The sequence below is a fragment of the Paraclostridium dentum genome (genome assembly GCF_012922555.1).
GTDB classification, from domain to species: Bacteria; Bacillota; Clostridia; order Peptostreptococcales; family Peptostreptococcaceae; genus Paraclostridium; species Paraclostridium dentum.
In genome coordinates this window covers 323,975-339,900 of the sequence record NZ_WIPK01000001.1, presented here as the reverse complement: position 1 = coordinate 339,900, position 15,926 = coordinate 323,975, and the positions used below count along the sequence as shown (strand labels likewise).

General features: G+C 28.4%; 13 protein-coding genes and 1 other annotated feature. Of the genes, 4 read left to right on the top strand and 9 right to left on the bottom strand.

What is annotated here, in order from left to right:
* Positions 1-18: 18 nt before the first annotated feature.
* Positions 19-2,166, top strand: coding sequence for a YhgE/Pip domain-containing protein (locus GFJ41_RS01510; protein ID WP_170074425.1), 2,148 nt, complete (start codon positions 19-21; stop codon positions 2,164-2,166).
* Between the two features lie 31 nt (positions 2,167-2,197).
* Here the strand turns inward: GFJ41_RS01510 and GFJ41_RS01505 are convergent, their stop codons facing one another.
* Together GFJ41_RS01505 and asnS are read right to left on the bottom strand one after the other, a co-directional pair.
* The gene (locus GFJ41_RS01505; RefSeq protein ID WP_025162006.1) at positions 2,198-2,773 is read right to left on the bottom strand and encodes a DUF3867 domain-containing protein; all 576 of its coding nucleotides are present in this window, start codon (positions 2,771-2,773) and stop codon (positions 2,198-2,200) included.
* A gap of 220 nt (positions 2,774-2,993) precedes the next feature.
* Complete coding sequence (gene asnS, locus GFJ41_RS01500; RefSeq protein ID WP_025162005.1) at positions 2,994-4,394, bottom strand: asparagine--tRNA ligase; 1,401 nt, start codon at positions 4,392-4,394, stop codon at positions 2,994-2,996.
* A gap of 55 nt (positions 4,395-4,449) precedes the next feature.
* Positions 4,450-4,682: a binding site (T-box leader), on the bottom strand.
* Positions 4,683-4,810: 128 nt separating this feature from the next.
* On the opposite strand from asnS, the gene GFJ41_RS01495 reads away from it, so the two are divergent.
* A complete protein-coding gene (locus tag GFJ41_RS01495; protein ID WP_170074424.1) occupies positions 4,811-5,206 on the top strand; it encodes a hypothetical protein in 396 nt (131 codons plus the stop codon).
* Positions 5,207-5,254: 48 nt separating this feature from the next.
* Here the strand turns inward: GFJ41_RS01495 and GFJ41_RS01490 are convergent, their stop codons facing one another.
* From GFJ41_RS01490 to GFJ41_RS19005, 4 genes are all read right to left on the bottom strand, one after another.
* Positions 5,255-5,449, bottom strand: a complete 195-nt coding sequence (locus tag GFJ41_RS01490) for a CDIF630_02480 family spore surface protein (protein ID WP_035117747.1) — start codon at positions 5,447-5,449, stop codon at positions 5,255-5,257.
* Between the two features lie 61 nt (positions 5,450-5,510).
* Positions 5,511-7,187, bottom strand: coding sequence for a bile acid germinant receptor pseudoprotease CspC (cspC, locus tag GFJ41_RS01485; protein ID WP_035117746.1), 1,677 nt, complete (start codon positions 7,185-7,187; stop codon positions 5,511-5,513).
* Positions 7,188-7,206: 19 nt separating this feature from the next.
* The gene (locus tag GFJ41_RS01480; RefSeq protein ID WP_170074423.1) at positions 7,207-8,877 is read right to left on the bottom strand and encodes a S8 family peptidase; all 1,671 of its coding nucleotides are present in this window, start codon (positions 8,875-8,877) and stop codon (positions 7,207-7,209) included.
* Positions 8,878-8,882: 5 nt separating this feature from the next.
* Entirely contained in the window at positions 8,883-10,520 is a 1,638-nt protein-coding gene (locus tag GFJ41_RS19005; protein WP_152333283.1) for a S8 family serine peptidase, read from the bottom strand.
* A 138-nt stretch (positions 10,521-10,658) separates the two neighbouring features.
* Here GFJ41_RS19005 and GFJ41_RS01470 point away from each other — a divergent pair, with 138 nt between their 5' ends.
* Both GFJ41_RS01470 and GFJ41_RS01465 read left to right on the top strand, forming a co-directional pair.
* Positions 10,659-11,747: an AI-2E family transporter gene (locus GFJ41_RS01470; RefSeq protein ID WP_170074422.1), complete on the top strand. Its 1,089-nt coding sequence runs from the start codon at positions 10,659-10,661 to the stop codon at positions 11,745-11,747.
* A gap of 142 nt (positions 11,748-11,889) precedes the next feature.
* Positions 11,890-12,597, top strand: a complete 708-nt coding sequence (locus tag GFJ41_RS01465) for a hypothetical protein (RefSeq protein ID WP_170074421.1) — start codon at positions 11,890-11,892, stop codon at positions 12,595-12,597.
* Positions 12,598-12,618: 21 nt separating this feature from the next.
* On the opposite strand, the gene GFJ41_RS01460 is transcribed toward GFJ41_RS01465, so the two are convergent.
* The 3 genes from GFJ41_RS01460 to GFJ41_RS01450 form a co-directional block, all read right to left on the bottom strand.
* A complete protein-coding gene (locus GFJ41_RS01460; RefSeq protein WP_170074420.1) occupies positions 12,619-14,211 on the bottom strand; it encodes a hypothetical protein in 1,593 nt (530 codons plus the stop codon).
* A gap of 245 nt (positions 14,212-14,456) precedes the next feature.
* Positions 14,457-15,494, bottom strand: a complete 1,038-nt coding sequence (gene gap / locus GFJ41_RS01455) for a type I glyceraldehyde-3-phosphate dehydrogenase (protein WP_170074419.1) — start codon at positions 15,492-15,494, stop codon at positions 14,457-14,459.
* 177 nt (positions 15,495-15,671) lie between these two features.
* Positions 15,672-15,878, bottom strand: a complete 207-nt coding sequence (locus tag GFJ41_RS01450) for a hypothetical protein (RefSeq protein WP_021428970.1) — start codon at positions 15,876-15,878, stop codon at positions 15,672-15,674.
* Positions 15,879-15,926: the final 48 nt, after the last annotated feature.

Below are 15,926 nucleotides of genomic sequence, written 5' to 3'. Positions count from 1 at the left end.
TTGGAGGTGAATATTATATTGAGAAACATCCTTAATATATTCAAAAAAGATTTAAAAGACATATTTACAAATTATGCTATGCTTATAGTTGTAATCGCACTTTGTATTTTACCTTCTTTATATGCATGGTTTAATATAAAGGCATCTTGGGATCCATATGGTAGTACTAGTAACATATCTGTAGCTATTGTAAACAACGATAAAGGTACTACTGTAAGGGACAAAGAAATAAATATCGGTGATGAACTTGTAAAAAACCTAAAAGATAACTCTGATTTAGGTTGGAAATTCGTTAATAAAGACAATGCGTTAAAAGGTGTTAAAGATGGTAAGTATTATGCATCTATTGAGATACCTGCAAATTTCTCAAAAGATTTAACTTCTCTGATATCATCTGATGTTAAAAAAGGTGAATTAATTTACTCTGTAAATGAGAAGATAAATGCTATTGCTCCAAAAATTACGGATAAAGGAGCATCTACTATACAATTACAAATAAATCAAACTGTAGTTGAAACAGTAAGTCAAGTTTTATTTGAGGTATCTAATGAATTAGGAATAGAACTTGAAGGACAAATTCCTAAACTAAACGATGTTGAAAATTCTTTAGTTGAAGTACAAGGTAAATTTGGAGATTTAAACGAAACAATAAATCTTGCATCTAATGGTGTTGTTAAAGCTACCGATTTAGTTAAAGATATTCAAAAAGATTTACCGTTAATAAAAAATACTATAAACCAAGCTCAAGGATTGTCAGCTGATGTTCAAAAGTTTTTAAAGAGCTCTCAAGATAGTATAAATAAAGTTGCTCCTATAATAAAAAATGATATAGGCTTAATGAATGATATATCTAACTCTATTATGGATACTGCAAATGCACTTAATAATGCAATAAAGAATGGTTCTGATGATGCTTTAATGTTAATAGATAATCTATCAAGTAAGTTACATAATTTAGCAACTATAAATAATTCTGTTTTAGAGTTTTTAACTAAATTAAATAACCTTACTCAAAACCATCCTTTAACTGATACTATAAATAAATTAAAGGATTTAGATTCAAAATTAACTCAAGGTATGAATTCGTTAAGCTCAATAAAGAGTCAAATTCAAAGTGGACAGACACCTGCTGATGATGTTTTAGGTAATGTCTTAAAAATAGGATCTGATATACAGTCAATTACATCTTCATTATATAATAATTTTGATGGTAAAGTTTCAGGCCCTATAAATGATATATTTGAAAAAGGATATTCTGTTAGCGATGATGTTATAAAAACACTTCAAGAAGCTGAAAATAAGCTTCCTCAGGCTGAAGATATACTAAATACTACACTTAAGTTATCAGATAAAGGCCTTGAAGGAATTAATTACGCTAAAGAAAAATTACCTAAAGTTGAAAGTATGGTTAATGAACTTACTGATGCAGTTAAAAAGGTAAATGATGAAGAAAATCTTAATGATTTAGTTAAGTTACTTAAAAATGATATAGTATCTAAAAAGAACTTCTTAAAAGAACCTGTTACGGTTAAAGAAAATAAATTATATCCAATAGAAAATTATGGATCAGCTATGACTCCATTCTATACAGTATTATCATTGTGGGTTGGATTACTTTTATTATCTTCACTTTTATCTGCTGAGGTTCATGGAAACTATAAATCTTATGAGGTTTATTTTGGTAGAGGTCTTACATTTGTATCAATTGCAATAGTCCAAGCATTAATAGTAAGTCTAGGAGACATTTATGTACTTGGTGTAAAACCTGTAGATCCAGTTCTACTAGTATTAGGTTCTGTATTTACAAGTATAGTATTTACAGCTATTGTTTATTCTCTACTTTCTGTATTTGGTAATATGGGTAAAGCTATGGGAATTATACTTTTAGTTATACAAGTAGCTGGTTCAGGTGGTACATTCCCAATAGAAGTTACACCTAAGTTTTTCCAAATGGTAAATCCATATCTACCATTTACTTATTCAATTTCTATGTTAAGAGAATCTGTTGGTGGGGTTTATACTCCTGTATTATATAGAGATTTAGCTATTCTAACATTCTATATAGCAATTTCTCTTATAATTGCATTACCACTAAAAAAACCTATAAACAAAATTTATCATAAATTTAATGAAAAATTCAGTGAGAGTGGTCTTTCTGAACATTAAAAAAAGAGATAGGATAATTCCTATCTCTTTTTTAATAATCATATTCTGTTATGTTTTCACACATAGTTATATTTATAGTCTTATCTAGTGAATTTTTGTATGATAGTAAAAGTTCATTAAGCTCTGCATCAACAAGGTTTATCTTGCCTTGACTTATTAAAGTAACTTGTTCTTGATCAAATATAATTCTTATATCATTATGATCATTTTTTATATATGTTTCTACAGAAGCTTTTGGTTTTATCTTATAATTATATTTTTCGTAAAACCCTATACTTTTTTTTATTTCCTCAAAATTGACATTATCCATATTACTTAAATCTATATTTTTAGGATCTATACCAAGGTTCTTTAATTGCTCATCAATTTCAGAAGAATCCATTCCATATCTCTCCATAAATTTCTTTTGAATATTTATAAATTTTTCTTGAGATATGTTATTTTCATTCATATATTCCATTATTTTTTTAGAAAACTCCACCATACTCATACTACCATTCATTACTGAATTATAAAGAGTATATATATATTGTTCAAACTTATCTACATCAGAATCTTTTACTTTATTTTTTAATTCATTAAAATCAATTATTCTATCGTCTGACATCGCTTTACCTCCTGATTAACCTTTATCTTTTAACCTTATTACTATTATATTCTAATAAAGTTTTAATGTCTACATATTGAAATTTAGCTTATATTTAATTTATATTTTCCATTAAACTACTATATTATCATATATTTTGATTTTAATTTAAATGTTAAAAGCCCTTAGATAATAGCTAAGGGCTTTTGTATATAATAAAATTTTGTTATATTAAATAAAATTAGAATTCTGCATTTTTTGGAGTTCTAGGGAATGGTATTACGTCTCTTATGTTTGCCATACCAGTCATATACATTATTATTCTCTCAAATCCTAATCCAAATCCTGAGTGAGTAGCTGTTCCATATTTTCTTAATTCTAAATACCACCAGTAATCTTCTTCATTTAAATTCATTTCTTTTATTCTATCTAATAATACATCATGTCTCTCTTCTCTTTGAGATCCTCCAACTATTTCTCCTACACCAGGAACTAAAAGGTCCATAGCTCTAACAGTTTTTCCATCTTCATTCATTCTCATGTAGAATGCTTTTATGTCTTTTGGATAATCTGTAACAAATACAGGAGCTTTAAATACTTGTTCTGTTAAGTATCTTTCATGCTCTGTTTGAAGATCGTCTCCCCATTGAACTGGATATTCAAACTCATGACCTGATTCTTGTAACATTTCTACAGCTTTAGTATATGTTATTCTAGTAAATTCAGAATTTACTACATTGTTTAATCTTTCTATTAATCCTTTATCTATGAAACTATTGAAGAATTCCATTTCTTCTGGAGCATGTTCCATAACATAGCTTATAACATATTTTATCATATCTTCTGCAAGTTCCATGTTATCTTCTAAGTCAGCAAATGCTATTTCAGGCTCTATCATCCAAAACTCTGATGCATGTCTTTGTGTGAATGAATTTTCTGCTCTAAATGTTGGCCCAAATGTATAAACATTTCTAAATGCAAGTGCCATTATTTCAGCATTTAATTGTCCACTAACTGTTAGGTTAGCTTCTTTTCCAAAGAAGTCGTTAGAGTAATCTATTGCACCTTCTTCAGTTTTAGGTATACTGTTTAAATCCATAGTTGTTATTCTAAACATTTCTCCAGCACCTTCACAGTCACTTCCTGTTATAATTGGTGAATGTGCATATACGAAGTTTCTATCTTGGAAGAACTTGTGTATAGCATAAGCTGCTAAACTTCTTACTCTGAACACTGCTGAAAAAGTATTACTTCTAGGTCTTAAGTGAGCTATAGTTCTTAAATATTCTAAAGTATGTCTTTTCTTTTGTAATGGGTATGAACTATCTGATTCTCCTTCTAGTTCAATATTAGTTGCATGTATTTCTACAGGTTGCTTTGCCCCTTCTGTTGATACAAGCTCACCTTCAACTAGTATTGATGAACTTATTGGAAGCTTAGTTATTTCTTTGAAGTTTTCTAACTTCTCATCTGATATTACTACTTGCATGTTTTTGAAGAAACTTCCGTCATTTAATTCTATAAATCCGAAATTCTTAGACGCTCTAGATGTTCTTATCCATCCAGCTACTTTTATACTTTTACCGATATATTCTTCTTTGTTTCTGTAAAGATCTTTAATTTCTATAAAATCTCTTTGCATTTTATGTCCTCCTAAAAATTAAATTTAAATATTAAAAAAAGCCCTTCATCCCAAATAAAGGGACGAAAGACTATTACTATCGCGGTACCACCCTAATTGCCATAAAAATGGCCTCTTAGCTAAGCATTGCTTATGGTCTGTAACGGGACCTTCCGTCTAAGCCTACTTTCTTAAATTTCGGTTAGAGACTCCGAGATGTTCTTCAATATAAACTTCGTATTGAGCTTTCACCATCCTCAAATCGCTGTAACTACCTTTTATATCTACTCTTCTCTTCACTGTCTTTATTTTTATATTATTTCAATTATTACTAAGATTATACCAACTTATATTTTTCTAGTCAATGTTTTATTTTTCATAAAATTTGTATATTTTTCACAAATTTTATAATACTCCTATGTAGGAGGGTGTTTTATATGAAATATGTATTATTAATTATAGTTGTATTGCTATTCATAGGCCCTGTGGTTGATGATTGCACATCTTTGTCTCAAGTTTTCAAAGAAGCTATCTATAATTATATAACTTGTTTAGATACTTCTGTAAATTATTTATCTGAAAATGTACCTGCTTTTAATGATTTAACTGAACTTTCTTATACCAAAGCTTATAAGAAAGTTATGGATGGGCGTCACTTTGTAAAGCACTTGGTCAACTCAGGTGAAACTATAGATGATATAATAAAATCTTACAATACCAATATAGAAGACATTGATGATTTTAGAAAGGTTGTTTACAAAGAAAATATAGATATTATTTCTAGTGATTATAATATAAAGTCAGGTGAATATATACTAGTGCCTAGTGAGTAAAAAGTGAATAAAAAACGCTACTTAATTTAAATTAAGTAGCGTTTTTTATTATAATTTACTTCCGTTATCTACCCAATCCTTAGCTTCTTCAACATTATTTAATGATGGTATAGATACATTACTATTCTCTTTTAACTCTTTAGTTCCTGCCCATGCTGCTGTATATTCACTTTTTACAGGTCTGTGAGCTTTTAATCTTTTGTTTCCTTCTCCATTTAATGGCTTACTTTTTTCATTTGTCATACTAATCACCTCTTTTTTCATTTTGTAATTAGTTTTTACATTATGATATATAAAATTCATCTTATTCAAAGTTATTTCCAATTTCTATTATAGTATTTTTTAAATTTAATATTCCGTATCCTTGAGTAATATTAGGATATATATATATATCTTTTTTGGTAGCACCAAGCATTAAATATGTTTTTAATGCTTGAATTGATAATAATTCCTCTTGAGGAAATGCATATTCTGCTGTTATATATTCAATTATAACCGCTAGTACTCCACTTACTATGGAAGAACTAACTCCTGTTCCAATAGATGTATTGTACGAGCTATTGATATAAGTTGATATTATATCTACTCCTGGAGCAACTATATCAGGTTTGATAAGGGTTAATTTTACAGGTCCTTTTGAAGATCCAATCCATATACTATCTGTTTTATCATTATAAGTTCCTATAGTAATTACATTTTCAGATGCAGCATACATAGTTATAGTAGCTTCTGATGCCGGATCTGAAAATCTTGTTTCATTGGAAATTATATTTTTATTAGGTAAATAAACATCGTAGTTTCCATCTATTATAAATTCTGGAATCAATCTAAGTGTCCATATGCCCGGTTTTATATTATATAAACTAATTGTCAATTCTTCATTCCCTGACTCTAACCAAGGATAAGAAAACCTCATCTCATAATCCGTATCTTCTAAATTAAATTTCCCTTGATACACATAGTACTCTGGAGTATACATAATTTTATAACTCATTTCTCCAGATGGTGATATTAATGTTGCTCCAATTTTATCAGGTCCATTTAGTACTAGTGTTATATCTAAGTTCGTCTGTTCTCCTACTTGTATTACTATATCATCAATCTTATTTTTATCCTTTACCTTACCTCTGTAATGAATATCAGTATTACCTTCATTTCCAGCTCCACTCACTACAACAATTCCCGGCTCTGACAATTCATTAAACGTAGATAGCATAGTTGACTCAACTATGGATTTAGAAATTAATCCTATAGTCAAGTTTATTATCATGTTCTTATTTTCTTTCTTTGCCACATCCAATACATATCTTATAGCTGCTAAAAAATCTGATTTTTGGTAATTTATTTTTCCTTTTTTATAAGTATCTTTATACTCTCTTAGTTTAACGACTACTAATTCACTATCAATAGCTACTCCTTTATACTGAGAATTTAAATTTCCTCTTCCAGCTGCTATGCCTGCTGCTGTAGTCCCTGTTCCTATAATATCTTCACTTAATGTTTTATCTTTTTCTTCTATAGCTTTATTTATATCGTCCCTTGTAAATTCACTTCCAAATATCAATCCATCTGGAGGCTTTTTTTTATTACTTTCTTGGTCCCATATAGACACGATTTTTGTTTTATTATCCTCAATAAAATCTGGGTGTAAATAATCTATTCCAGAATCTATTATTGCAATTAAAACATTTTTTCCAGTTGATTGTATATATGGGTTTTTATATATATAATCTGTTCCAACCGCATCTGAAACTGAAACCCCTTGCTCCATGTTTTTAGTAATTTCAATTAATGAACTCATTGGAACTGAAATTTGCCACCAAGTAATACTTTGGACTCTATTTAAATTTTCTTCCCTAAATTCAATTGGAACATATATTACCGCAAGATTATTATTCAATACCATAAATTTTTCTATTCCTGCTTTTTTTAAATCTGATTGAATATCACCTTGATAAATTATAAGGTAGGATTTTTCCAAAATAAAATCCCCTCCTTTTTTATTTTAATTGTTCGAAAGCACCTCTAATATCTAAAAGTCCATATCCATAAATATCATTTGGATATACTATTTCTGAGTTTCGTTTTGCTCCTGCCTGAATGTAAGTTCTTATCATATTTGTGAAACCTTTTAGCGGATAATAATTATCTACTACTGCATATTGTAAATATAGAATAACTGCTCCTGCTAAATAAGCTCCAGAAGCTGCTGTTCCTGTAATTGTCGCATAACTATTCCCAGGATATGTTGATATTATATTCACTCCAGGAGCTACTATATCTGGTCTGCCTAGGCCGTTTATTGTTGGTCCTCTCGATGATGGAGGCCATATGCTATTTTCTAACAAGTTAAATGCACCTGTTCCAATAACATCTCCATAAGTAGAAGGGTAGTTAATAGTATATGATGATATAGAATCTCTAAACTTAGTTCCAGGGTTTATTATAGCCCGATTTGGCAAATAAGCATTATAAACCCCATTTGTGATATACTCTCCTCTTAACCTTATCTTCCATATACCTTTTGTTGCATTTTTAAGAAGTACTGTTATTTGTTCTTGCCCTGAATATTTTGTTGGATATATATATGTTATTACATACCAAGTAGCTTCTAAGTCAAATAAGCCTGTTACCTCATTGTAATTAGCTACTTTTATATATTTACTTTGCTCTCCACTAGGTGCTACAATTGAGGCACTTATTTTATCTGGTTTATTTATCCAAATATTTATTTCTAAAAGACTTTCATCTTCAAAAATTTCTAGCTCAATATCTTTTTGCTGACCTACAAAATCAATTTTTCCCATAGAGTGCGTTTGAGTGTTACCTTCATTTCCAACTGCAGAAACTATGGACACTCCTTTTGTAAATGTAGGCTCCTCTTTTAAAACTTTTTGTGCTGCTCCTATTAAGCTGTTACTTCCAAGCGATAAATTTATAACTATTGGTTTTTTTAATTCTATCGCTTTTAAATATGCATATCTTATTCCTGCTTGAAAAAAAGAACTATCATAGTTTCCATAAATTTTTTTTAATTTTACAACTATTAGTTCTGAATCTGGAGCAACTCCTGAATATTGCTTATTTATATTTCCAAGTCCTGAACAAATTCCACTTAGCATAGTTCCATGCCCTGATTCATCTTTAGTTAGGTTTTTATCATTAGATTGAATAGCTCTATTTATATCTTCTCTTGTATATTCAGTTCCTATTGTATAATCTTTTGGAGGTTTTCCATCTATAGTTTGATCCCATATATATGCTATTTTTGATGTTTTATCAGGGTATATGAAATCTTCATGTAAATAATCTATACCAGAATCTATTATTGCAACTAATACACCTCTTCCAGTAATAGGTATATTTGAATTGTTTTGCAAAAAATTTGCTCCTATTTCTTCTTTTGCTGTTATTCCATTGCTAATATCTCGGCTTATAGTGCCTAACTGATTCATGACTATACTTGGCTCAAATGACTTTACAGATTTTACCTTTAACATTTTAGTATACCTATTAGGATCTCTAACTGGTAATATTAATACACCCTCTTCATTACTTATTTCATAATAAGTATATTTTAATCCAGTTGAGTTCATCTCTTCAATAAAATTTGGTCCATGTATAACGTGATATCTAAATGCTAAATCAAGCGGAAGTTCTAATCTATTCATGTTTTTTAAGTTTTTTTTTTCTTTTTTCTATAAGATAAGTCATATCCTTTATTTATTTCGGAAAAACTCTCTAATCTTACATTTGTCAAGTCTAAAAACCCAAATCCCATAGAATCATTTGGATATGTATAAAGTGGATTTCTTTTTGCTTCTTTTAATAAAAATGCCTTTATTTTTTGTGAATAAAAGAATAAATCATTTTTATCTACTATCCCCCATTGCATTAATAAAGATACCACTCCAGTAACATGCGGAGTTGCCATACTTGTTCCAGTTAATGCCCCTATGCTTCCACCGGGAAGTACCGATAAAATATTTTCTCCTGGTGCTAATAAATCTGGTTTATATACACTTTGACTTATATCACCTTCTCCAGAAAAAATAGATACTGTATCTGTAGTTGAATTAAAGCTACCTACTGTTATAACTTTATTAGCTGTACCCGGTACTGTTACTGTTAGATTTTTATTAGCTTCTAGAAAACGTGTATCCTTACTTATGCCTTCCGATGTCGGTAAATATATACTTATATCGCCCATAACTATATTTATAGGTGTAAACACTAATTTCCATATACCTGGGTTTATAGATGTTGGAGAACTTAGCTGTATTGATAATCTTCTTGATAAAGAATATGGAGCTATAGGATAAAAATATCCTTTTATCCTAGTGCTGCCTAATACATTTCTTATTTCTCCTGATGTTAAAGATATTTCTTGACTTTTTACATTTGATGGACTAACTATATAAACACTAAAATCATCAATAAATTGCGGCCATATATTTATATTTAATATTCTTTCATTTTCTCCAACTACAAATTCAACTTCCTCAACTTCGCTTCCTAATTTTATATTTTTATGACCATCTTTATCTCCATTATTTCCAGCTGCTACAACTATATTATTTTTCCAAAATGCAGACATATCATCAATGTATTGTTCAAATAGGGATAATCCTCTGTGTGACCCTTCATTACTGCCGTAACTTATATTTATAGCTACTGGCATGTTTAGCTCCAATGCTTTATCCAGAATAAATTTAATAGCTCTCATAAATTCAGTACTTTTTGAAAAAACATCTGTAGATACACTTCCAACTCTTACTACTATTAGATTGGCATCTTCAGCTATTTGACATGCTATTCCTGCTACATGAGTGCCATGAGTACTAGTCGTAGATATAGGTATATTTGATTCTCTTTTAATTGCTTTATTTATATCTTCATTTGTATATAAGGTTCCATATTGAAATCCTTCTGGCGGATTTCCTTGAATTGATTGGTCCCAATAATAAAGTATTTTTGAATTTCCGTTTGAATCCTTAAATAAATTTATATTGTAATCTATACCTGAGTCTATAATTCCTATAATAGTTCCCCTACCTGTTAATCTATTAGTACTTTTAAATCTTGTAATTCCAGTTCTAGAGAAACTTTGTACATCTTGAGTCGTTAATATAAATGGTTTTTCTAAATATTCTATTTGTGGATAATTCAAGAGTAAATCAATTTTATCAGGACTTTCAGTACTTATTATTGCATAGTTATACCCTAGTATTTCTACTGATACACCTAGTTCTTTTTCTATTATAGATATATCTCCGTTATACTTAACAATTACTTCGTAATTTATAAAAAACACCTCCTACCTAAAAAGATGACCTCAATTCTATATTTTAGAATTTATTTCCATTACTATATATATTCATATTACTTTTATTGTATAATAGATATATTACTTTATTTTTAATTTTAAAATTTATTGAAAGGATGATTCACATTGAAAGGTAGTAAAATCAACGTTAATTTAGTTTTAACACTTATAATAACATATGTATTTATCAAGTTTATAGACAACTATAAGTACTTTTTCAATATAGTGAAACTGTTATTGTCTTTACTGACACCTTTTATTATAGCTTTCATTTTAGCTTACATATTTTCACCTATTGTAAATTTTTTAGAGCGTAAATTAAAACTAAAAAGAATTTATTCTTTATTTATAACCTATGGAATTTTAATATTTATTATAATTTCATTTGTATTTTTTACAGCTCCTATCATCGTAAATAGTTTAGCTGATATTATTAGCCAATTTCCAATATATGCAAAGCAAACACAATCTTTCTTTATAGAAATTGGAGACCAATTAAAAAATATTGACCCTAAAACTTTAAAAGAAGTTGCGGATAAAATATTTTCAGCTATGCCTCAAATAAGTAACCTACTTATTGGATATTTAGGTGATATATTTACAACAACTTTTTCTATTTCTAAGTTTATAGTTCAGTTTATATTAGCTTTTATAATTTGTTTCTATATAATTTTAGAAAAAGAGAGCTTTATTTCATTTTCAAAAAAAACGATGCATGTACTAATAGGCGAAAAAAGAACATCGTTTATTTTAGAAGTAGGAAACAGCTTAAACGAAAATATAGGAAAGTACTTCGCTGGTAAAATTTTAGATTCATTTATAGTGGGAGTTATATCTGGAGTTGGACTTTATCTTATAGGGTCTCCATACGCTCTATTATTTGGAACTTTAATAGGTTTTATGAACATGATTCCATATTTTGGTCCTGTAATAGGTATGACCCCTGTTGTTTTAATCAATTTATTTTATAATCCTAGTGTTGCATTATTTTCATTAGTATACTTAATTCTTGTTCAACAAGTTGAAATTGCATTTATAGAACCTAAAATAGTAGGTGGACAACTAGGTCTTAGTCCATTTTTCACAATTTTAGCTGTTACAGTAGGCGGTGGTTTTTTTGGTATCCCAGGTATGATTCTTTCTGCACCTTTAATGGGTGTTTTAAAGATCTATTTAGTTAACTTTATAAACCATAAATATAATTCTACATTATAGTAAATAATTATACTTTTTAAACATTTTTTTAATTACAATTTAGTAACCTCAAGTAACAAGTATGTAACTGTTATAATACAATTGATTTATGGTAATATTTATGTATAGAAGATAACATATATATTTGAAAAGAGGTAATGATATGAAAAAATTAGTTATTGTTTTATTCGTTTTCTGTAGTGTATTATTTGTTACTAATCCAATTTTAAAATCTTCATTTGCAAATAATGATTCAAAACCTAGTAACGAAGTCACAAAGGCTGAAAAGCCAGTCGTCGAAGAAAATAGAAATAATAAAACATTAGAAACTAATACTGTATCTGATATAGATAATAGTGATTCTAATAAAGATATCACAGCTAAAGAAGTTAGTACTTCTACTAACAACAAAAACTCTGATTTAGAATCTAAAAAAGAAGTTTCTAATACAGTAGATTCAAGTAAGAAAGAAGTTTCTAAATCTAATGAAACTAATAAAAAAGATGATGTTGTAAAAAATAATGCTTCTAGTAATACTGAAGCTAACAAAGATCAAGACGTTGTTAAACCTGATGATTCTAATAAAGATGTTGAAAATAATAAATCTGATGAAGTTAACAAAAACGAAAACACTAACGTAGCAAAAACTTTAAGCAAAGATGATGCTTTAAATTTACTATTAAATATGAATCCAAATTTAGTTTATGCTTATCAAGGTGATGAAAATACATTCCCTGTTTTAAAGGATAAAGGTCTTTCTGGATATGTATTTTTACCTAATGTAGATACTGATTTAGGATATTTTGTAGATAAAAATACATCTAGTATCTACTACTTCCATCCAAGTGGATACTTAGAAAAAATAAGATAATAAAAATCCTGAGAATACATTTTAAAATGTACTCTCAGGATTTTTTATTTGTAAAATTGGCTTTTCAACTTCAATTTCAGTTTTCTTTTTTTCTAAATTTAAAACATCACTGCTTTTACTAGATCCTTGGGATGAATTTGCAACAATATATACATCCATATTTATATCTTCTAATAAATTGACTGGAATAGTTATATTATTCTCACTTACTCCATGTTGATATAACTCAAACCCTCCATTTGGTGAAGTTATATTATTTCGTACATATATACTATATGTACAATCAAAGTTTTCTAACTTATCCCATGAAAGATTTATATTACCATCATCAGAAATAGTTCCTTCTAAATTTTCAACTTTGTAATCTTGAATATTTTCTTCACTTGGATGTTCTTTTTTAATATTTATTGTATCACTTCGTTGAGTATATACTCCATCAGATTTACCTACAACATATAAATCTATATCTGGTTTATCTATGCCTTTTAAGTCTATACTAATAGAAGCTTTTACCTTCTTATTTTTATCTAATTCATCTTTTTCTACTTTTATTGATTTAATTAAGCTGAAATCTTTTTCTCCTTTAGAATTATTTTTAAGATATATTTCATACTCTGGAACATCATCTAAATAATCCCATGAAAGATTTATTTCTAAATTATCTCCATTTATTATAGAACTAGCTTCTAAGTTTTTAATTTTTTTAGATTCTGTATTTTCTTTTAAGACGTTTACAGTTATAATTTTACTTTTTCCACCACAAGTAACTTTTACCTTCTCAGTACCTTCTCTAAGTCCTGTTACAACTCCATCACTTGAAACCTCAATTGCAGTTGATATTGGTAACTTAAATCCAACAATTTCATAATTAACCTTAGGATGTTCTAAATTTTTAGGGTATGTTTCTACTTTTACACCTAAGCTTTTTTCTTCATTTATATGAACATTTATATTATTGTTACTGTATAAATTAGAAACCTTAGCTTGTATGTTGAATTTGTACTCTTTAGTTTTATCTCCAGCTTTTATTTTCAATGTAGAACTTCCAACTCCAATAGCTTTAACTTTGTTATTTTCAATTTTTAAAACTTTTTTATCAGAGATTTCATATGTATACTGATCTTTATCATTAAATTTAAAGTCAACGTCTACATTTACATCTATAGGAGAAGTATCTCCTACATATTTTAACTGATTTATAGATACATCTAGATTTTCTACTTTTGGGTTTACTACCCTTATAGTAGCTTTTCTTATAGCTCTACTATCTTTCATAATCATAATTGCCGAGTATCCTTCTTTTATACCAGTTATTGTATCACCTTTTATTGATAAAATATCGGAATCAGATGCTTTATACCCAATATTAGGCTTTGATGCATATGGTGGTATAACAATATATTCTCCACTATTTACTTTTATAGAATCGCCTAATTTTATTACATATTCATCTATATTCTGAATATATTCACCTTTAGTTATCCGCAGTTCTACACCTTTTACTAGTGGACTTACTATTCCATATTTGAAAAGAAAATACTGGCCTATGAGTATAGCTATAATAACTATACTACAAAAATAAAATTTATTTTTTTTCTCCCTCCAAAAATTCATTAATCCACTTCCTTATTAAATTAAAGGACTACCTTATTAAGTAGCCCTCTAATATGATATTTCTTATTAAAATTATATACTATAATGTACATTTTTAAAACTATTTAAAAATATTTTATGCTATTATTTAGGTTATAAATTTCATTTATTCATAAATTTAGATTAAGTAAAACTCTGAAAGATAACAATTTACTTTGTTTAAACATAAAAAAAGCTTACAGAAAACTTCTGTAAGCTCATTTTAGCTATGCACTAACTTTGCTAGCTACTAAAAGCTCTTTTGCAACATATGCTACTAGATCTACAGTTCTGCATGAGTATCCCCATTCATTATCATACCATGCTACTACTTTAACTAGATTTCCATCATTAACCATAGTTGATAGTCCATCTACTATTGATGACTCTGAAGTTTGTTTATAATCTACAGATACCAGTGGTAAGTCTGAATAACCTAATACTCCAGTTAATTCCTTCTTAGCAGCATTTTCTAAAGCTCTGTTTACTTCTTCAACTGTTACATCTCTACTAAATTCACAAACTAAATCTACCATAGAAACACTAGGACTTGGAACCCTTACTGCAAATCCATTTAATTTACCTTCTAAATCTGGTAATACTTTTGCTACAGCTTTAGCTGCACCTGTTGTTGTTGGTATCATAGAAACACCTGCGCTTCTTGCTCTTCTAAGATCTTTATGTGTTTTATCTAATATTTGTTGATCATTAGTATAAGCATGAATAGTGGTCATTAACCCTTTGTTTATTCCAAACTCTGCATCTAAAACTTTTACTACTGGAGCTATACAGTTTGTAGTACAAGAAGCATTAGATATTATATGATGTATGCTATTGTCATACTCATTTTCATTTACACCTATTACTATAGTCTTGTCTTCATTTTTTCCTGGAGCAGTAATTATTACTTTTTTAGCTCCTGCATTTATATGCTTTTGTGCATCCTCTTTTTTAGTAAATTTCCCAGTTGACTCTATAACTATATCTACTCCTAATTCTTTCCATGGTAAGTTTTCAGGATCGTTTTCTTTTAATACTTTTATTTTTCTTCCATTTATAATTATATTTTCTTTTTCATCTGTTTCTACTTTTCCTCTAAATATTCCGTAAGAAGAGTCATAAGTAAATAAATGTGCTAAAGTTTTAGCATCACTTCTTGCATTTATAGCTACTATTTCAAACCCATCCAAACCGTTTTCCTCAACTATTCTTAAAACCATTCTTCCAATTCTTCCAAATCCATTTATTGCAACTCTTGTCTTCATAATAAAGTCCTCCCAGTTTTTTTATATTAATTTATAGTATGTTTTATTTGTTTATTTAGTGTAACGTTTTTAACTTTTCTCACTTATATATATAACACTTTATTTTATTTAGGTCAACACTTTTACTAAAAAAACCAACTAAAAAAGATTGCTTGATTTTTATCAAGCAATCTTTTTTTAAATATTTTCTTCTATTTTTTTATTCAATCTAGCTAACATGTTATTTGCAAAGCTAGCAATATCTGCTGGTACACCCATACTCGTAGCTAATACTGTATAACAGTGAATAGCTCGTTTATAGTCTTTTTTACCAGCATAAGATTTAAAAGCTTCTTCTGATAAATCTTTGCATATAATTTGCATTCTTTCATATCTTCTTCTCAAATCTATTCCCCCTATGAAAGTAGTGTATATTTATATATATGTTTTTAT